Consider the following 18,290-nt stretch of genomic DNA (forward strand, 5'->3'; position numbering starts at 1 on the left):
TAGGATTTAATAAAACAAAACATGGATAAAATAGCGAATACAACACGGACATTAATGGTTCAAGGCACAACATCAGATGCAGGGAAAAGTGTGCTTGTCGCTGGAATATGTCGTGTACTTGCGCGTAAAGGCATTCGTGTTGCGCCATTTAAATCACAAAATATGGCGCTTAATAGTGCTGTAACGAAAGATGGCGGCGAAATTGGTCGAGCACAAGCCGTACAAGCTTTCGCTTGTGGTATTGAGCCCACCGTTCATATGAATCCAGTGTTATTAAAACCCAATACGGATATTGGAGCCCAAGTAATCGTTCAGGGTAAGGTGTTGGAAGATATGAATGCGATTGGCTATAACAGCTATAAGAAAGTTGTTATGAAGCCTATATTAGAATCTTTCCAGCGGCTGACGGAAGAATATGATGCGGTAATCATAGAAGGCGCTGGTAGTCCTGCTGAAATAAATCTTCGTGAAAATGATGTTGCCAACATGGGCTTTGCTGAAGAAGCGGATGTCCCTGTGATTATTGTTGCTGATATAGACAGAGGAGGAGTATTTGCGCATCTCTATGGCACATTAGCTCTATTATCTGAATCTGAACAAGCGCGAGTGAAAGGCTTTGTTATAAATAGATTTAGAGGAGACATTAAATTATTAGAATCAGGGCTTGATTGGCTTGAGAAAAAAACAGGTAAACCGGTTATTGGTGTGTTGCCTTATCTGCATGGTCTAATGCTAGAGGCTGAAGATGCCATTAACGTTCAACAAATCGATGCAGAAGATAATGCTATTACGGTTATAGTGCCCGTGTTTCCACGTATAAGTAATCATACCGATTTTGATCCGTTGCGGATGCACCCACAGGTTAACCTACAATTTATTGGTAAAGGACAAGCGATCCCCCCTGCTGATTTAATTATCTTACCGGGTTCTAAAAGTGTGCGCAGCGATCTAGATTATCTACGATCTCAACATTGGGATAAACAGATACAACGTCATTTGCGTTTCGGTGGCAAAGTGATGGGAATATGTGGCGGTTATCAAATGCTTGGAGAGTCAATTTCAGATCCTTATGGTATTGAAGGGGAAAGTGGAAATACACAAGGGCTTGGGTATTTACCTATAACGACTGAAATTAAGCAGCATAAGCAACTTAAGCAAGTTTCTGGCTCCTTAACATTAACCGCGAATAATACCGTTGCTGTCACAGGCTACGAGATCCATGCGGGGGTTACGTCTGTTGAAACAGAGCAAGATGCGCCTATTAAACTCATCGATGGAGTGGATGGTATGTTAGGTGTAGATAATCAAGTTTTTGGTACGTATTTACATGGGATCTTTGAGCTGCAATCGGCTTGTAATGAAATCTTAGCTTGGGCTGGTTTAACAGATATCCGAACTTCTGATTTTCAACAAACGAAAGAAGATGGGATTAACATAATTGCAGATGCAGTAGAGCAGTATTTAGACTTAAATAACTTAGGGTTTTAGTTAGTCGAATCCAAAAGATAGTTATTAATATATTATATTGGTTTTCTATTACTGGAATACGCGGTATATACAAACGCTATCATTAAGTTATATCAAGTAATCTACGTATTTATAATATTTAATACGTACTTTTTTTATTCTATTGACATAAAAAATGGAAAAGCTAAGTATGTAGTTTATTGCCAGGCGTGGTACTTATTGGATATATGTAAAAATATAACATCAAGTAGTGGTTTAACTGCGGTATTAAATCCCTTCATTTAAAGGCAGTGGAGTTGACAATAATTATTTTTATAGAGAATTTAGTATTATCTTTGTCAATATATTACTAGTCTTAACATGGGGTTATACTATTGAGAAATCTGAAAAGGATTCACAATTAAGCAAGTAATTTGATTACTTAGTTGTTATTTTGTGCGGTTAATCTCTCATAAATTAAATGAAATTTTAATTGACCATTTTGCGATAAGGGGCAAATTTAAGTATGTAATAGTAATATTGACTGAAGATTAAAGTGATATAAATCCCAGATTTATACAGTTCAATGTCTATTCATAATATTAATTACCTTACAGGTTGGTAATAAAATACAGAAAGTATGTATAAAAATTTCATGTTTAGCTTTAATGGGTCCAATGATTCTTTTGATGACGCATAACATTGCTGTTAAACTGATTAAAAAGAACGTTCTTCTTTTATTGTGGCTGTTATTGATGTTAAAGGAATAATATGAGTAAGCTGTTATGTATCGCATCTTTATTAATGATGATGTGTTCATTAAATGTGAAAGCAGAGGATTGGAACTCATCAAGTATTGACGGACATTACGTTTTATCTGCATTGATCACGCCACCAGAACTCGGTGGAAAAAAGTTATTCTTTAAACTCTACAAAGCGAAGTATAACAATAATGGCTTTGAGCGTTTTTTAAGTCAATGCAATATTCAAGGTCTTAATGGTACCGTATCCATGCTCATTAATGGCAAGAAAATTGAGATGGAAAAGCATTGTAAGAGAAATGAAGACAATTTGAATTACTGGGCTTATACACCTAAAACTAATAATGATTTAACCTTTGTTGTATCTCAATTTAGAAATACAGAATTTGTAGATATAGAAAAAACATTTGTTAATGTTTATAAGCAAAAAGATGATTTGTTTTTTCATATATCAACACAGCGCTTCAGTGATATTTGGATGAGCCGCTAAATATATAGCTATACCATATGTATGGGAGAAGGTTTACTCACTATTCTCCCTCTCTTTCCTTTCTCCTTCTGCACACATGCACGTAGTCGATTTAGCAATCTGCGTTGTGACTATCCTCAAGGAGGAGTTGTCTTGATCTATATAGACGATACTTTTAATTTAGAACAGTTAGACTATTGATTCGTTCTTGTTCCTGTAAACCAAGCCATTCCCATTGTGTTCATTATGTTAAGGCTTGATGTATGCCTTTTTGCTATTAAAAGGCTATTCAACTTGTCGTAAGGTAGTAAGTGGTGTAATTTCTTCTTATCGCAAGGGGAATACAATGTCAAAAAGCATTTATCTATTACGCCATGGTCAAACAACGTTTAACGCTCAACAACGCTTACAAGGACATTGTAACTCAGGCTTGACGGAATTAGGAAAAGAACAAGCATCTATGATTGGCTCATCTATCAATCTAAAAATTGGTAATAAAAAGCATTGGGCTGTTTATTGCAGTCCACTTGGCAGAGCGATAGAAACAGCCAAAATAGTCTGTGAAGAGTTAGGAATAGATAGCAATTTAATAACGACTGATGAGCGCTTAAAAGAGTTTAGTTTAGGTGACTGGGAAAAATGTTTTATTCCTGATTTAGTTCAGAATAATCCGAAGCTATTGAATCATCGTGATTGGTATCTCTCAGCACCAAATTGTGAATCATATGAATCAGTTGTTCATCGAATTAAAGATTTTTTACATGATGACTTAATTCCTGATCATCTTATCGTTGTTTCACATGGTCTAACAGGTGCAGTGTTCAGAGGGGTATATGCTGCCATGAGCTACAGTGAAACCTTTGAGCAAGATTTACCACAAAATGCATTTTTTTTATTAGCAGATCATAAGATTAGCCGCATACAGTGTGAAGTATCAGTGGAAGCTGTGTAAAACAACACGTACTCGCTGTTTATTATTGCTTTTATAAATTTTAAAGTGTTATAGTTTTAAAGCTTTAGGCGACGGCTTGAAGCAGGGAGTGCAGAGAATAATAGTAATCAGCGACTATAATCTGGCTTATCACGGGTTGTGCCGACCTAACTTGCGGTGACGTTAAGTTAGGACATCGCCGACATGGCGGGATTAAGGTTCGATGAGATCGGAGCTGACTCATTGTTGTAGGTATTCCATAGTCCTACCTCCCACCTTATATAGAAACAGGCTCTTTATAGTTTGTATTATCACTAACGGTCTTTTGTAAGTTTCAGTTTTCGTTAGAGAATACGTAGATTGTGAACAATAGGTTATATGTTCATCTTCGGTTCATCTTCAGTCAGTTAATTTAGTTGTAAGCTAAAAATAACTGCTACGAGAGAGTGCAGATCAGTTTAGAAAGAAAATAGTAACAAGTGAGTTAACTATTGTTCTATCTAAATTTTATAGAGAGAGGCTTAGCCATGAAAAATTTACTTACTGGTTTTGTTGCTGTAGTTATTGGATTATTTACTGTTTCTTTTGCTGCGATAATGGCTCTTTTAATGGGCGTCGTGGCATTAATTGCAAAACCATTTATTAAACGCAAATTAGCATCAGAAGGTGTTCAATTTGAAGAGCGTACTTTTAGTGAAGGTTTTGCTGGACGAGATCGCAAAGTTGACACGGATTACCGTCAACAATCAGCACATACAGTGATTGATGGTGAGTTTGAAGATGTAACTATGCGTAAATGCTAATTATGTAGCAATCACCAATACACAATAAGTACTTAATTAAACGCCAAATGTTTATTCATTTGGCGTTATCTTTTTCTGGTCAACTACGATTTACTGTTCTGTTTTAACTATGTCTCATTTCTTGTGTGTTGATGCATATTTACTTACCCCGATGGTACAATGCTTTAACGCCTATTAGGGAGAGACGCTATGCCATACGATTCGTTAATCACCATTGCTATATTTATTTTTGTTGCGATAGTCATTATTGCATCCTGTGTCAAAACTGTTACTCAGGGATCTGAATGGACAGTAGAACGTTTTGGACGCTATACCAAAACACTTCGTCCAGGTCTAAATTTGATTATTCCTTTTATTGATAAAGTCGGTAATAAAGTGAATATGATGGAGCGAGTGTTAGATATTCCTGCGCAAGAAGTTATTTCTCGTGATAATGCTTCAGTAACAATTGATGCAGTTTGTTTTATTCAAGTGTTCGATGCGGCAAAAGCAGCATATGAAGTATCAGATCTTGAACTCGCTATTCGTAATCTAACGTTAACGAATATGCGTACGGTGTTGGGCTCTATGGAGCTTGATGAAATGTTATCGCAACGAGATACCATTAATAGCCGCCTACTCACAATTGTCGATCAAGCAACCAATCCGTGGGGTATTAAGATCACTCGTATTGAAATAAAAGACGTACAACCGCCTACAGATTTAACCGCAGCAATGAACGCGCAGATGAAAGCTGAACGAAACAAACGTGCTGAAATTTTGGAAGCTGAAGGTGTGCGCCAAGCTCAAATTCTCCGTGCTGAAGGACAAAAGCAATCAGAAATTTTAAAAGCTGAAGGTGAAAAACAGTCAGTGATTCTGCAAGCAGAAGCGAGAGAGCGTGAAGCCGAAGCTGAAGCCAAAGCAACGAAAATGGTATCAGATGCAATAGCGAACGGTGATGTTAAAGCAATTAATTACTTTGTCGCGCAAGGCTATACGGAAGCACTAAAAGCGATAGGGCAGTCTGAGAATGGTAAAGTCATCATGATGCCATTAGAAACCACGGGCTTGATGGGTTCTGTTGCCGGTATTGCCGAGTTATGGGGTAATAAAACAGATAAAGGTGGGAATGCATGATCGACTTACTAGAACAAATGAATTTCTGGCATTGGATAGCATTAGGCTTAGTGTTATTGCTACTTGAACTACTTGGCACTGCTGGGTATTTATTATGGCTTGGTATTTCAGCTGTTCTAGTCGGCGTCTTATTAATAATGTTACCTGTTTCATGGCCCTTACAGTGGGTTTGTTTTGCAGTATTTGCGCTATTTACCACTTGGTTATGGTGGAGATACCAGCATAAAAAAGACAAAACGGATGCCTCTGTTTCAAAATTAAATCAACGTGGCGCTCAATTGATTGGTCAAATTATTACAGTAGAAAAAGCAATGAATGCTGGAAATGGCCGATTGCAACTTGGTGATACCACATGGAGTGTTAAAACAGACGTTGATTTAGTTGAAGGGCAGAAGGTTGTGGTCGTTGATGTAGAAGGAATAACCTTAATTGTAAAACCTTCATAATAAAAAATGCGCAGTACAGAGTACTGCGCATTTAATTATTTATTTGTTGAGCTTGATGAAGAGTATGAAAAAATCGCATAAGGATTTGCTTCACTGGTGTTATTCCAGACAAATCCTGTTGTATTATCAAGCATTAATACTAGATGAGGTTGCTCGTACACTAAGTAACTAAAAAAAGGTTTATTATTTTGAAAACCTTGTTCAACTAAACTACTATGCTTTAAAGCTAGTGATTTCTTTTCATCAAAATTTACACTTGGTTGATAAGACCAGTGAAACATTTCAGGTTCAATTTTTACCGTTTTCAAAAATTGAGAACCTTTATCATACAATATTGCTTTGGCTGCGCTGATAGAGAGAGGGTGAAACATGCCACTCTCTTTCTCTTGAATAAAAGACATCATTGAATAATTAAAGATGCCGTTTTTATTTGTTGGAGTAAGAAAGAGATGCGTAACCTTTGATTGAATACCTGATTTATCAATATATGACGTGTAGGCAATTGACGTTGGTTCTTGCGTATTCTCAGTATGAATAATCGGTGTACCGTGATAGTTCTTTTTATTGTTAACGACAATATCAGCAAATGTCGACCACTCATTTGGTACTATTTTATAGCTAAAATCACTATTTTTTTTACAAACTTTATTGCTGTCTACAGTGCACCATGCCGCAGAATAAAAACTATCTGTCTTATAAAGATAGACTCGTTGATTTTTAGTCGTAATTGAACCGAACTTATTAACTTGTTGATTAATAATCTCTTTTACTTTACCCCGTAGATCTGCGAGATCTTCAGCATTTGACGCTATATAAGTAAAATCATTGCTACCAACTCGATCTTTATCAATTAAATAGTATTTTGGCGATCCAGAATAAGGATATTTCATCCAAGCGATTCCACTGATAATCACCACTAAACTAATGGCGGAAAGAGCGATTGTTTTTTTTCCGATTTTCTTTAATGGAGATAAACGTTGAGAGTCTGATAAATCAACCGTCTCTCGAGTGAATTCTCGAATTTGATAACCGACACGTGGCAATGTTTCTATTACATCACCTTTTTTTTCTTCATTCAGCTTCACACGTAGAGCGCGAATGACTTGAAATAAAGAAGCTTCAGTTACAATGCGATCGGGCCAACCTACATTTAAGAGTTCATTTTTTGTTACGGGTTTACCATAATTATCTATGAGATACGATAAAATGTATTGCTCAGATAAGTTTAACTTGAGCGTAGATTCTGGTGTTTTAAGAACGCCTTGGCTCTCTACATAACACACATTTGTCTGGAATCTTATCTGCTCAGTATTTGGCATCCATGAACCTCTAACTATTGAAATCATTCAATTTTGTATAATATCACGAAGTTATGTAAAACTGCTGCATTAAGTTTGCATTGAGCATTTTAAATTGTTGCAACTTTTTAATTAAGAGGGGATTTAACCGTAGAGTATGATTAGTAAAATGAAAACAATATCAGCAGTCAAAAAGACAAATTGAGGCGTTGAATATCATTTTATAAATTGATGTTATGCTTATTCCTTTGTTATCTTGATTACATTCGCACTTCATTTTTCCAACAAAAAAAGGAGCAGCAAATGCTACTCCTTATGTTCTATAGTTATAAAAATATAACTACTTTTGAAAGATCATATTGAATTCACGTTTCATTGGTGGATTTTGACGTGCTTTCTTAAGTTGCTTACACATATCTTTCACACAGCTATGAAGAACTTTATCAAGTGCAGATGCTTTGTATTCTGCTTGCTCTTCAGCACTCATGTCTTCAGGGAACGTTGTACCTTGCATTTCACTTAGGAAATCAACACCTGAGTAGCTTTGGCTTAGTGCAACTAGAGCATGAAATTGCTCGAAGTTATCTAATACATTTTGCGCACTTGCAGGCAGTGAATTCCATGCTTCGCGTGTACTTGGCTCAGAAACTTTGTAGACATTAACTAGCATATCAATAAGTTCTGCTGGTACTTTCTCAAATTTTACAACTTGACGAAGTTCTGGTGAACAGTCTTCTAGCGTTAACGTTTCTTCTTCAACGATTTGATCATCGTTTTTGTTCATCTCAGACATGGCTTTTTCCTACAGCATAAGTTTAAGGAGGAGAATCCTATATTTCTAACGTCAAATGTCAATATATCATGTAGAGAACAGTAATAAATCGATGTTTTACCTTGATGTGATTATTGTCCCATCATGCTTAAAAAGCTTGTTTTTATCTCAACTATTGATCCATTGTAAGCCTAAATTAAATTAGGCATGTAAAATGCTTAATAACTTAGACTAAAAATACTCTTAAGGTATCTTGATGAAACCGATGAACATTTTATTAGTTGATGATGTCTTATCTGAAAGACTGTATCTTGAACTAAGGTTGAAAAATCTGGGTCATATGGTTAAAGCTTTTTCTTCAGGACAGGATGCACTTAACAGTTATGCTAGCTTTGATCCCGATTTAGTGCTTTTAGATATCTGTATGCCAGATATGCAAGGTACTGAACTTGCACAGAAAATACGTGCGTGTTTTCCTGAATGGGTACCAATTATATTTCTGAGTGCGCATTCAGAGCCTGAACTCATCGCAGAGGCGATTGATAAAGGTGGCGATGATTATCTGATCAAGCCTGTTAATAGCATGGTGCTATCGGCTAAAATTAAAGCTATGCAACGTATATCGGTCATGAGACGCCAATTAAAACAAACCTCAATTCAGCTACAGCAAGCAAATGATCTATTGTCACAGCAAGTCAATGAAGATGGTCTTACTACTTTAGCCAATCGTCGTTATCTCGATCAAAAATTGAGTGAGCTAGTGTCGCTACATGGCCGAAATGGTTTGCCGTTAACGATTATTATGCTTGATGTCGATCACTTCAAATCATTCAATGATCATTATGGTCATATTGAAGGAGATACTATCTTAAAGCTGTTGGCATATCAGTTGAAAACTAAATTCAGCCGTGCGGGAGAAATTTGTGCACGATATGGTGGTGAAGAGTTCGTTATCCTTCTAAGTAATTGTAATAGCCAACAAGCTATCAAAGAGTGTGAACGCTTGAAAGAAGGGATTATCTCTTTAGCAATTAAACATGAATATTCTGATACAGCGAAAATTTTAACCGTGAGCCAAGGTGCTATTTCTTGGATACCTACAGGTTTAGAAAGTATTGAGAATTTATATCAGGAAGTAGATAAGTTGCTTTATCAAGCGAAAGCAAAAGGGCGTAATCATTATGTTGCTGCGGATTACCTTAATCTACCTGTTGATCAAAGTGAAAACTAATATTGTGAGTTAATAGAGTAAGTTATTGTTGTCTGAAAAGCAGACAAACTGTAATTTTACAGCTTGCTGTTGACATATAACGTGATAATCTCTTGTTAAGAACAAAAATAAAGCTTCAATGTAGTCGTTAATATATCGATATTATCTAATTTTAATGAGTTAGTTTTATAAAGGGTGAAAGATGGGCATGGAAATTAATTTAACGCAAAATCAAGCTCGCGTAATTGGTTGTATGCTTGAAAAAGAAATCACAACTCCAGATCAATACCCATTGACACTTAATGCGTTAACCACGGCATGTAATCAAAAAAGTAGCCGTGAACCTGTTATGTCACTTGATGAAGCAACAGTACTCGACACTGTTGAGGAATTAAAAGCAAAACGTATGGTTGCCGATGTCAGCAGTTTTGGTAGTCGAGTATCGAAATTTCAACATCGCTTCTGTAATACCGAGTTTGGTAGTTTACAATTTACAAAACAAGAGCTCGGAGCAATGATAGTGTTATTACTTCGAGGGCCGCAAACTGCCGGTGAAATCCGTACTCGTACTAATCGGTTATGTGAATTTACGGACGTACGTGAAGCTGAAGCTGTGTTAACTAAGCTATCAAGTGATGAGAAAGGCCCATATGTTGTAAAACTACCTCGAGAGCCAGGTAAACGTGATTGTCGTTACATGCATTTGCTAAGTGGTCAGATTGATATTTCAGCATATGAAAGTGCAGTACAAGCTGTAACAAGTGGTTCAGGCAATAATGAACGTATTAGCCAACTTGAAAACGATGTAGAAGAATTAAAACAAAAAGTGGCAGAGTTACAGGCAATCATTACTTCATTAACTGAATAGATCTGATTAAATGGATACGTTTAGCATTGTTTTATTGCGCTATTAAACCATCCATGATTGAATACCCACACGAACAGGTTCAGCATTGCTGAACCTGTTTTTGTTTTCATGAGATGAGTATTGGATGAGTAAAGAAACGACAAAAGACGTAACATCTTGGTATGTCTATTTAATCAGAACTTCCTCTAATACGTTATATTGCGGTGTAACGACCGATATAGATCGTCGGTTTGCAGAGCATCAACACGGTAAAAAAGGTGCAAAGTACCTTAAAGGAAAAGGACCACTCACATTGGCTTGGTCGCAAAAAGTACTCAATAAGCGTGATGCGATGGTGTTTGAATATAAAATAAAAAAAACACTGACTAGAGCACGCAAAGAACAGTTAATAAAAATAAACACTGATCTTTATCTGTTATTTCCGCAAAATTAAGCCGCAGTAACATACAATCCTCATCCGCTGTAAAGCATATTGATAACTAATTGTTTTTAAACAGTTAGCCGAAAGGACAAAAATTTTACTGTTATGCGCGCCAGAAATGGCACTAATTATGTAAGACATAACCTCAACGGAGGGCGTATAACATGCAACAGAACAATAATAAGGTTTACTATATGGCTACCAATGCCACTATTTACAAAGTACAAATGAACGTGGCAGACATGGATCGACATGTCTATTTAGATCAGCAACATACTATTGCTTGTCATCCATCAGAAACTTTACAACGTTTCATGTTACGCGTCATTGCTTGGGGCTTAAATGCGGATCACAACTTGCAGTTTACAAAAGGTGTAAGTAGTACGGAAGAGCCTGATTTATGGACGAAAAGTTTAATTGACGATATTGAATTATGGGTTGAGCTTGGCTTGCCTGATGAGAAACGTATCCGTAAAGCGTCACATAAATCAGAGAAGGTGATTATTTTTGCTTATGGTGATAATGCAGCTTCTATTTGGTGGCAAGCAAATGAAAGTAAAATCAATGCATTAGATAATGTTTCTGTGGTCTATATTCGCGATGAAGTGTTGAAACAGCTAGAAAGTGTGGTGGAACGTACCATGCAATTACAGCTAACAATCGAAGGTGAACAGGCTTGGTTGAGTGCGGCGAATGCGAACGTAACAATCATCCCTGAATGGTGGAAGCGCTAATTTTAATTATTAAATGTTTCGCTTAACATTGGTTGTATACGAATAATTTACGACATAACCCCGAAGTGGATTAGTAGCGAGTTAAACGTGTCATACCGTAAGTTATAATGTTAAGACCAAACATACTAGGTGACGTAGACGAGTCTATGTCACCTTTTTTTTGCTTGTTTTATGATTTGATTCAGTTTTTATTAGTCGGTGCCTTATATAATAAAGCAGTAGCAGCTTTACGTTTTTGTAAGTTGTGATTAATTATGATTATCAATATTGAAACAGTTTTATCAGTATTAAGTGAGTTTCTTATCTTTGTCATTATGCAATCATAACTAAGACGCATTATGCCACTTATCCCTTATTACAAAACAATGTAGGGCTGTATCAACAGCGTGAAATATCAGAGAGTATTCATTCATCTTGCTGCGAATAAGGACGATTTATGCCTAAACGAATTTATGAACTAGCAACCATAATTTGGGATTATCACCAGTTGAATCATGAGATAGTAAAGAGTGATTGTATCTTTGTGCTAGGAAGTAACGATGAACGTGTCGCTGAGCGAGCGGTAGAACTTTATAAGCAAGGACTTGCACCTTGTATCATTTTCTCTGGTGGCGTCGGTGAGCTAACCGAAGGCTTATTTAACACTTCAGAAGCCGAACATTTTGCAAAAATAGCGCTAGATATGGGGGTGCCAAAAGAGGCGATTTTGATTGAGCCTGAGTCAACCAATACAGGTGAGAATGTCCTTTTTACCCGTCGTTTATTACAGCAAAAAGGGCTGACACCGAGCAGCTTTATTCTCGTTCAAAAGCCTTTTATGGAGCGACGTACACTGGCGACGTTTGAACAACAATGGCCTAACATGAAAGCTATCGTGACATCTCCGGTAATTCGTTTTGATGATTATGCAAATGATACAATCAGTTTTGGTGATTTGATTAACGTGATGGTTGGTGATTTACAGCGTATCCGTTTTTACCCAGAGTTAGGATTCTCAACACCACAACCAATACCTAATGAAGTATGGGATGCGTTTGAGCGTTTAGTCAGTTACGGTTTTGATCAGCATTTATCAGCAGAATTAACAGCAAAAGCGTCTTAATGCTTTTATCGTATAGTATTGGTTAAAGAAGATGAGCTGAGTTGATTTTTATTTAATAACTTATAGTTTAGAAAGTCGTTTAGAAAGCAAAAAGGCGAACAATGAATGTTCGCCTTTTTCTTTGACACTTAAAGTCTATTAAAATGCTTTAGGTGCGTAACCTGTAACTTCTTTTAAACCCATGCTGCGGCCTAAAGCCGTCATAGGGTGAACAACAACTAGGCCTTTAACTGTTTTCTTCAGTTTGCCCATATCTGCTTGTTCAGCTTTAGTTAGTACACGGTTAAAAGCAAGAGACTTAACATCTTTACCTTTGCTACTCACTTCAGATGATTTACGGTGTTTAACGTTTTGAGCTTTTTTATTTAGCTTGGTAAGCTCATCTTTAAACTGTTTGATGATAACTTTGTCATCTCGTTGAATAGCAGCAGCAAGTTTACGCTGGCACTTGTCCATACGGTTATTAAGATTTTGAAGCTCTTGGTTTAAATTCATGTGTTTTCATTACCTTCGTATTTACGCTCGCAATACACCAAATCGCAGTGTTTTCAGCGAGTAGGGTATTGAGTTCTGAATATTATACCTTATATATGCTAAATCGTGAGCAATATCATGAAAGTATTTTTAGTTCTGATAGGGAAACAGACTTAAAAGCAGCACGACTCATCTTTGGTGACATGGTATAGCGCTTATTTTAGCCATTTATCGGACAGTAAACCGTGTTTGTATTGTGGTTCTTTTTTGATAAATATCGACTTACTTAAGAGGTAAGAGTGATGATTAATTGGCCGTGTTTCTTTAAGTTAGAAGGTGATGATGAACTCATTTACCTAGGCTCAGAAAGTGACTTAATGGATGAATGCCAGTCACTTATTTGGAGTGATGCAGATGTTATCGTCGATAGTGATGGTCAACAGTTTACGTTTACTCTTTCCAAAAACAATACGTTTTGCTTTCAAATGCAAGGTGAGCCTCTATCATTAGAGGCCGTGACAGCTTTGATTCAAGCCCATGAATTTTCAAAAGCAGAAATGTGTTTAACCAAAATTCAGTTTAGAGCAATAGATGATGCGATTGAATCATTGTCATTTTAACAATAAAAGGTTTGTTTATTTATCAACGCTTAATCGGCCTAATCATTTCTAACCAGAAAGTTAAAACACACCTTTTAGACCTTAGCATCAAGTTTATAAGTACGCCGATATTCACGCGGAGTCATACTCTTATATTGTTTAAACTGGCGGTTAAAATTGGCTTGATTTCGATAACCGACTTGCTCTGCAACATGAGAAATCGGGTCACGGCTTGATACCAATAATTCAGATGCATGGTTTAAGCGAAGTTTCTTCAGATATTGGATAAAGGTTTCATTAAAATGCTGTTCAAATAAGCGATGAATAGTGCTTTCACTGGTACAGATAAAGTTAGCCACATCTTCTAACGTTATAGGTTCAGCGTAATGTTGATCGATAAATGCACACAGACGCTCAATTTTCTCTTTATTACATTGGTCGTGGTTTTTGCTTTCAACATTATGGGAGAGCAAGGTTTGACTGGCTTTATCTTGGCAAAGCGCTTCAAATATATGAATCAAGGCAGCCAATAAGTTAATCGGATCAAAATGTTTTTCATCGATAGCCTCGACGATAGTGATCACCTTTTGTGTCGTCTCTGGGCTAAAAAGTAAGCCTTTCTCTGCGCGTTTTAGTAGCGAGTCAACTTTCCTTAACTCCTGACAACTGAACATCATATTCGCGATCCAGTCTTGCTTAAACCACACCACCAAAGTTTCATAGTCTTTGCTATCAGGAGGGCTAATTGACTCGATACCATGCGGCACATTAGGTGCAATTAAGATCATCGTGGCTTGATCGAAGTCACCTTGGTAATGACCAATATGACAGCGTGAGCGGAAGTTACGGTGGATCAGTAACTCAAATTCTTTCTGGTGATAATGCCAACTGAAATCTTTTACTGGCTCGAGAATTTTTTTAAATCGCCATGAGCAGCCTATACGTTGTGGTACCTTTTCTAATGTCGCTTTCAAATTCCGATCTCCTAAGATTATTTTATCTAAAAAATAAGACCTGATTGAAAAGTATTATTTTCTAGCAATATAGTATCGAAATTATCGCTAAAAATACGTTTGTGATGAAAAAGTACTACTAACTGATAAAAAAGTATCAAAGCTTGTTTGGTGAAAGGATTATTGTATGGCTAAAGGCAAGGTAGGGATAAACAATGAATGTTATCCGTATACTTCATGGTGAAATATAAATTCCCCCTTATATTTCACCTGCCTTATCTATCCTCTAAAAAGGCATACATATATGGTTAATTTCGCTTATTTTCAGCGATTAGGTAAAGCACTGATGCTGCCTATCGCGACATTACCGATAGCAGCGTTATTGCTGCGCTTTGGACAACCCGATTTGTTAGACATCTCTTTTATTGCCAAAGCGGGTAGCAGTATTTTTGATAATCTTCCTTTAATCTTTGCTTTAGGTATTTCGGTAGGTTTATCAAAAGACGGTTCAGGTGCTGCAGCATTAGCTGGGGTTGTGGGTTATTTTATTTTGACGCAAGCGACAACTGCGATTAACCCTGACGTAAAACTAGGATTTTTTGCTGGCATTATCGCCGGTATTATTTCAGGGCATGCTTATAATTATTCCTATCAAGCAAAAATGCCTGATTTCTTAGCGTTTTTCTCAGGGAAGCGATTAACCCCGATTGTTGCTGGATTGTGCTGTTTAATTATGGCTGTCGTATGCGGTGAAGTATGGGTATATGTGCAGCAAGGCATTGATAATTTCAGTGGGTGGATAGCTCATAGTGGCTATATCGGTGAATTTATTTATGGCGTATTAAATCGTGCGTTAATACCTTTAGGTCTACATTACTTCCTACATTCTGTGTTCTGGTTCAGTCTTGGCGAATGTACCAAAGTGTCGTATGAACTCGGTTCATCACTGCATCAGATTTGTTTAAACCCAAGTATTGTTTCACATTTATCAATAGGGCAAATGGTGCCGAATATTGATGGTTCAGTTATTACTAAGATTGCTGATATTACAACCCGTGGTGATTTAAATCGTTTCTTTGCTGGCGACCCAACTGCTGGTGTTTATATGGCGTGGGCATATCCAGTAATGATGGGCGGTTTACCTGGAGCGGCTCTAGCCTTAACGCTAGCATCTCCGAAAAACAAACGTAAGTTAGTCGGTGGAATGTTGTTATCACTTGCTTTTACAGCATTTTTAACCGGTATTACAGAGCCGATTGAATTTAGCTTCCTATTTATCGCGCCAGTTTTATACGGTATTCATGCACTGTTATCTGGTGTATCGATGGTGATTTGTAACTCACTGGGTATCTTACATGGTTTTGGATTCTCAGCTGGATTGATTGATTTTGTTCTCAACTGGGGACTAGCAACGAAGCCATGGTTACTGGTGCCATTAATTGGTGCTTATTTTGTGATTTATTTTGTGATTTTCTACTTTGTTATCAAGGTATTTAAATTACCTACACCTTCAGTTGATGATGACGAAAGTAAAGTATCACAAGAAGTCGGGCTTAATCCTGTGGCTTATATTGAAGCGTTGGGTGGCGAAAGTAATATTATCTCTGTTGATGCGTGTATTACACGACTTCGTTTAGGTGTGAATGACTGTAGTTTATTTGATGAAGAAGCACTTAAAGCCCTTGGTTCAAAAGGTGTAGTGCGGATTGGTAAGAAAAGTGCACAGGTAATTTTAGGTCCTAAAGCGGAATCTATAGCCAATAGTATTAAGGCGACGATGAGTTAAAATTTTGAGTTAATTTTTAAGCTAAAAGGAGTAACTGTCCAATCAGTTACTCCTTTTTTGTTTACTTTTTTCGATTAAATATTCATTTAAATGTCGTCTTAACCATTTGTAGATTGCACAAGGTTTAAGATGGAAGTAGAAATAAGTTTCTTACGCGTTGTCTTGCGCCATCCACTCAGCCACTTGCTTGGTATAGTAACTGACAATTAAATCAGCACCTGCACGTTTGAAGCCTGTTAATGTTTCGTATACCACACGTTTTTCATCAAGCGCACCTGCTAACGCTGCAAATTTGATCCCAGCGTACTCGCCACCGACTTGGTAAACAGCAAGAGGAAGGTGAGTTTCGCGACGAAGATTCGCAACAACATCAAGGTAAGGTGTTCCCGGTTTCACCATTAAAATATCTGCGCCTTCTTCTTCGTCAAGTAATGCTTCTTGTAATGCTTGACGACCATTAGCACAATCCATTTGGTATTCTTTGCGATCACCTGTTAATTCACAATCAACCGCAGTACGGAATGGGCCATAAAATGATGAGGCGAACTTAACCGCATGAGCAAGAATAGCCACATGCTCAAAACCTGCGGCATCTAACCCTTCGCGAATAGCTTTAACTTGACCATCCATCATGGCTGATGGCGCAAGCATATCTGCACCAGCACGGGCTGCCGTAACACTTTGTTTAACTAGTAGTTCTAATGTTTCATCGTTTAAAACATGTTCGTTATGGTAAACACCACAGTGACCATGCGTAGTGTATTCACAGAAACAAATATCAGGGATCACCATCATATCTGGGCATGCTGCTTTAATGGTTTTCACCATACGTGCCAGTAAGCCATCATCATTCCATGTATCGCTACCAATCTCATCTTTGGTGTGCGAAATACCAAAAGGCATAACATAACGCACACCCAGTTTATAAAGCGTTTTCACTTCATCTGCCAACAGAGTTTCAGGAATACGTGAGATCCCTGGCATCGTGCTGATAGGCACTTCTTCAGTTAACGTTTCTTCAATAAAGATAGGGTGGATCAGATCGGCTAATTTGAATTCGTGTTCACGAACAAGATCACGCATATTTGCACTGCGACGCATACGGCGGATACGTTTTAATGGGGAAGTGAGTGTAGTAGTCATTGGATTATGTCTTTTAATAATAATTAGAGATATATCATACAAATATTACAACGTAGATCAAATTTTTATGCAAATAAAATAGCTATTACAGCAATAGCTAGATGAGTAATTAGCGCGGTTATCTTGGGGATTTCTAACTATTATTATAAAGTTACACTGATGTTTTGAAGCAACAAGTTAGAGAGAAAAGAAGCAATATAGTATGTTAAACATAAAGAAAGTGAAAATTAGCTTATTCATCTTGTTGGTTTTATGTTGCTTAGTAGCAGGCTTTTTTGCGGGTAAAGCCTATCGCGAACAAACCGACCTTGCGAAAGAAAAAGCAAAAGAAGCGGCTATCATAAAGGCGAGACTTGAACGATGGATTGACAGTGATAATTGAACCATATAACACAAGTTTGTTTTTTCTTCATATCAGCTTACTTTGTAACATCTTCTCTAGAATATAAAAGCCAACGATTATTTATAAAAGATAAATTTATTCGACTAGGGATCCCAGTATTAATATCATTAGTGTTTATAAATCCATTTATTGGTAATGAATTTATAATTAATTTCGTTGAATTTTAATCTGGAAATATAAATCTTGGTGTAACGTGTTTTTGTTGGAAATTAATAGTTTTTTCTATTGTTTACTCAATTTTTGTAAGTAATAAACCTTAGCTAGAAAAGCGTAAAAATTTAGCATTTCCTGCTGTCTGTAGCATTATTGCTTTTTCATTTCCATTAATACCTTTTAGTTATATGTTTTTATACATTACAAAATGTGGTTTGTATAATATTTAGGATAAATATACGTATTTTATTAAGTTTGTTTCTAAAATTCGCTTGAATTTTTTTCAGAAATTTTCATCTTATTTTGAGACTGAAAATGTTGAAAATCCATATTGTGACATTCGTCATTAGGATTTAATTGCAAGTGGTAATTTGCTTTTGTATTTATTAACAATAAATA

The 18,290-nt window shown here is 36.7% G+C and carries 20 protein-coding genes; 15 read left to right on the plus strand and 5 right to left on the minus strand.

The window, feature by feature from the left end; genetic code table 11:
• Window positions 1-21 precede the first annotated feature (21 nt).
• From C9J38_RS19380 to C9J38_RS19405, 6 genes are all read left to right on the plus strand, one after another.
• Entirely contained in the window at window positions 22-1,488 is a 1,467-nt protein-coding gene (locus C9J38_RS19380) for a cobyric acid synthase (RefSeq protein WP_107208529.1), read from the plus strand.
• Between the two features lie 729 nt (window positions 1,489-2,217).
• A complete protein-coding gene (locus C9J38_RS19385) occupies window positions 2,218-2,697 on the plus strand; it encodes a hypothetical protein (RefSeq protein WP_107208530.1) in 480 nt (159 codons plus the stop codon).
• A 325-nt stretch (window positions 2,698-3,022) separates the two neighbouring features.
• Window positions 3,023-3,628, plus strand: a complete 606-nt coding sequence (locus C9J38_RS19390) for a histidine phosphatase family protein (protein ID WP_107208531.1) — start codon at window positions 3,023-3,025, stop codon at window positions 3,626-3,628.
• 506 nt (window positions 3,629-4,134) lie between these two features.
• Entirely contained in the window at window positions 4,135-4,410 is a 276-nt protein-coding gene (locus tag C9J38_RS19395; RefSeq protein ID WP_105062330.1) for a hypothetical protein, read from the plus strand.
• A 189-nt stretch (window positions 4,411-4,599) separates the two neighbouring features.
• Window positions 4,600-5,529 carry an SPFH domain-containing protein gene (locus tag C9J38_RS19400; RefSeq protein ID WP_107208532.1) on the plus strand — a complete coding sequence of 310 codons (930 nt, stop codon included), beginning with the start codon at window positions 4,600-4,602 and terminating at the stop codon, window positions 5,527-5,529.
• Window positions 5,526-5,975 carry an NfeD family protein gene (locus tag C9J38_RS19405; protein WP_107208533.1) on the plus strand — a complete coding sequence of 150 codons (450 nt, stop codon included), beginning with the start codon at window positions 5,526-5,528 and terminating at the stop codon, window positions 5,973-5,975. Before C9J38_RS19400 ends, C9J38_RS19405 begins: the two co-directional genes overlap by 4 nt.
• 35 nt (window positions 5,976-6,010) lie before the next feature.
• Here the strand turns inward: C9J38_RS19405 and C9J38_RS19410 are convergent, their stop codons facing one another.
• Window positions 6,011-7,294, minus strand: a complete 1,284-nt coding sequence (locus C9J38_RS19410; RefSeq protein ID WP_107208534.1) for a winged helix-turn-helix domain-containing protein — start codon at window positions 7,292-7,294, stop codon at window positions 6,011-6,013.
• Between the two features lie 319 nt (window positions 7,295-7,613).
• Entirely contained in the window at window positions 7,614-8,066 is a 453-nt protein-coding gene (locus C9J38_RS19415; protein WP_107208535.1) for a DUF3069 domain-containing protein, read from the minus strand.
• Between the two features lie 235 nt (window positions 8,067-8,301).
• Between C9J38_RS19415 and C9J38_RS19420 the strand changes: the two genes are divergently transcribed.
• From C9J38_RS19420 to C9J38_RS19440, 5 genes are all read left to right on the plus strand, one after another.
• Entirely contained in the window at window positions 8,302-9,276 is a 975-nt protein-coding gene (locus C9J38_RS19420) for a diguanylate cyclase (protein ID WP_107208536.1), read from the plus strand.
• Between the two features lie 187 nt (window positions 9,277-9,463).
• On the plus strand, window positions 9,464-10,123 hold the full coding sequence (locus tag C9J38_RS19425; protein ID WP_199187080.1) for a YceH family protein: 660 nt from the start codon (window positions 9,464-9,466) through the stop codon (window positions 10,121-10,123).
• A 124-nt stretch (window positions 10,124-10,247) separates the two neighbouring features.
• Window positions 10,248-10,556, plus strand: coding sequence for a GIY-YIG nuclease family protein (locus tag C9J38_RS19430; RefSeq protein WP_107208538.1), 309 nt, complete (start codon window positions 10,248-10,250; stop codon window positions 10,554-10,556).
• A gap of 182 nt (window positions 10,557-10,738) precedes the next feature.
• Window positions 10,739-11,278 (plus strand): YaeQ family protein, encoded by a 540-nt coding sequence (locus C9J38_RS19435; protein ID WP_199187085.1) that lies wholly within the window; start codon window positions 10,739-10,741, stop codon window positions 11,276-11,278.
• Window positions 11,279-11,714: 436 nt separating this feature from the next.
• A complete protein-coding gene (locus C9J38_RS19440) occupies window positions 11,715-12,380 on the plus strand; it encodes a YdcF family protein (RefSeq protein WP_107208540.1) in 666 nt (221 codons plus the stop codon).
• Between the two features lie 138 nt (window positions 12,381-12,518).
• On the opposite strand, the gene C9J38_RS19445 is transcribed toward C9J38_RS19440, so the two are convergent.
• The gene (locus C9J38_RS19445) at window positions 12,519-12,875 is read right to left on the minus strand and encodes a YibL family ribosome-associated protein (protein ID WP_006643799.1); all 357 of its coding nucleotides are present in this window, start codon (window positions 12,873-12,875) and stop codon (window positions 12,519-12,521) included.
• 281 nt (window positions 12,876-13,156) lie between these two features.
• Here C9J38_RS19445 and C9J38_RS19450 point away from each other — a divergent pair, with 281 nt between their 5' ends.
• The gene (locus tag C9J38_RS19450; RefSeq protein WP_107208541.1) at window positions 13,157-13,474 is read left to right on the plus strand and encodes a DUF4144 family protein; all 318 of its coding nucleotides are present in this window, start codon (window positions 13,157-13,159) and stop codon (window positions 13,472-13,474) included.
• Window positions 13,475-13,548: 74 nt separating this feature from the next.
• Here the strand turns inward: C9J38_RS19450 and C9J38_RS19455 are convergent, their stop codons facing one another.
• Window positions 13,549-14,427 (minus strand): AraC family transcriptional regulator, encoded by an 879-nt coding sequence (locus C9J38_RS19455; RefSeq protein WP_107208542.1) that lies wholly within the window; start codon window positions 14,425-14,427, stop codon window positions 13,549-13,551.
• A gap of 283 nt (window positions 14,428-14,710) precedes the next feature.
• Between C9J38_RS19455 and nagE the strand changes: the two genes are divergently transcribed.
• Complete coding sequence (gene nagE / locus C9J38_RS19460) at window positions 14,711-16,192, plus strand: N-acetylglucosamine-specific PTS transporter subunit IIBC (protein ID WP_107208543.1); 1,482 nt, start codon at window positions 14,711-14,713, stop codon at window positions 16,190-16,192.
• Window positions 16,193-16,342: 150 nt separating this feature from the next.
• Here nagE and hemB read toward each other — a convergent pair whose 3' ends face one another.
• Window positions 16,343-17,335, minus strand: a complete 993-nt coding sequence (gene hemB / locus C9J38_RS19465) for a porphobilinogen synthase (protein ID WP_107208544.1) — start codon at window positions 17,333-17,335, stop codon at window positions 16,343-16,345.
• A gap of 202 nt (window positions 17,336-17,537) precedes the next feature.
• Between hemB and C9J38_RS19470 the strand changes: the two genes are divergently transcribed.
• Both C9J38_RS19470 and C9J38_RS22170 read left to right on the plus strand, forming a co-directional pair.
• Window positions 17,538-17,717 carry a delta-aminolevulinic acid dehydratase gene (locus tag C9J38_RS19470; protein ID WP_107208545.1) on the plus strand — a complete coding sequence of 60 codons (180 nt, stop codon included), beginning with the start codon at window positions 17,538-17,540 and terminating at the stop codon, window positions 17,715-17,717.
• On the plus strand, window positions 17,714-17,905 hold the full coding sequence (locus tag C9J38_RS22170; protein ID WP_370444649.1) for an acyltransferase family protein: 192 nt from the start codon (window positions 17,714-17,716) through the stop codon (window positions 17,903-17,905). The genes C9J38_RS19470 and C9J38_RS22170 overlap by 4 nt, the downstream gene beginning before the upstream one ends.
• The last annotated feature ends 385 nt before the right edge of the window (window positions 17,906-18,290 follow it).

Origin of the sequence: Photobacterium sp. GB-210 (assembly GCF_003026075.1) — a bacterium.
GTDB lineage: Bacteria > Pseudomonadota > Gammaproteobacteria > Enterobacterales > Vibrionaceae > Photobacterium.

Coding starts and splice junctions, on each gene's coding strand:
- C9J38_RS19380 (WP_107208529.1), top strand. CDS start 22: ATGGATAAAATAGCGAATACAACACGGACATTAATGGTTCAAGGCACA.
- C9J38_RS19385 (WP_107208530.1), top strand. CDS start 2,218: ATGAGTAAGCTGTTATGTATCGCATCTTTATTAATGATGATGTGTTCA.
- C9J38_RS19390 (WP_107208531.1), top strand. CDS start 3,023: ATGTCAAAAAGCATTTATCTATTACGCCATGGTCAAACAACGTTTAAC.
- C9J38_RS19395 (WP_105062330.1), top strand. CDS start 4,135: ATGAAAAATTTACTTACTGGTTTTGTTGCTGTAGTTATTGGATTATTT.
- C9J38_RS19400 (WP_107208532.1), top strand. CDS start 4,600: ATGCCATACGATTCGTTAATCACCATTGCTATATTTATTTTTGTTGCG.
- C9J38_RS19405 (WP_107208533.1), top strand. CDS start 5,526: ATGATCGACTTACTAGAACAAATGAATTTCTGGCATTGGATAGCATTA.
- C9J38_RS19410 (WP_107208534.1), bottom strand. CDS start 7,294: ATGCCAAATACTGAGCAGATAAGATTCCAGACAAATGTGTGTTATGTA.
- C9J38_RS19415 (WP_107208535.1), bottom strand. CDS start 8,066: ATGTCTGAGATGAACAAAAACGATGATCAAATCGTTGAAGAAGAAACG.
- C9J38_RS19420 (WP_107208536.1), top strand. CDS start 8,302: ATGAAACCGATGAACATTTTATTAGTTGATGATGTCTTATCTGAAAGA.
- C9J38_RS19425 (WP_199187080.1), top strand. CDS start 9,464: ATGGAAATTAATTTAACGCAAAATCAAGCTCGCGTAATTGGTTGTATG.
- C9J38_RS19430 (WP_107208538.1), top strand. CDS start 10,248: ATGAGTAAAGAAACGACAAAAGACGTAACATCTTGGTATGTCTATTTA.
- C9J38_RS19435 (WP_199187085.1), top strand. CDS start 10,739: ATGGCTACCAATGCCACTATTTACAAAGTACAAATGAACGTGGCAGAC.
- C9J38_RS19440 (WP_107208540.1), top strand. CDS start 11,715: ATGCCTAAACGAATTTATGAACTAGCAACCATAATTTGGGATTATCAC.
- C9J38_RS19445 (WP_006643799.1), bottom strand. CDS start 12,875: ATGAATTTAAACCAAGAGCTTCAAAATCTTAATAACCGTATGGACAAG.
- C9J38_RS19450 (WP_107208541.1), top strand. CDS start 13,157: ATGATTAATTGGCCGTGTTTCTTTAAGTTAGAAGGTGATGATGAACTC.
- nagE (WP_107208543.1), top strand. CDS start 14,711: ATGGTTAATTTCGCTTATTTTCAGCGATTAGGTAAAGCACTGATGCTG.
- hemB (WP_107208544.1), bottom strand. CDS start 17,335: ATGACTACTACACTCACTTCCCCATTAAAACGTATCCGCCGTATGCGT.
- C9J38_RS19470 (WP_107208545.1), top strand. CDS start 17,538: ATGTTAAACATAAAGAAAGTGAAAATTAGCTTATTCATCTTGTTGGTT.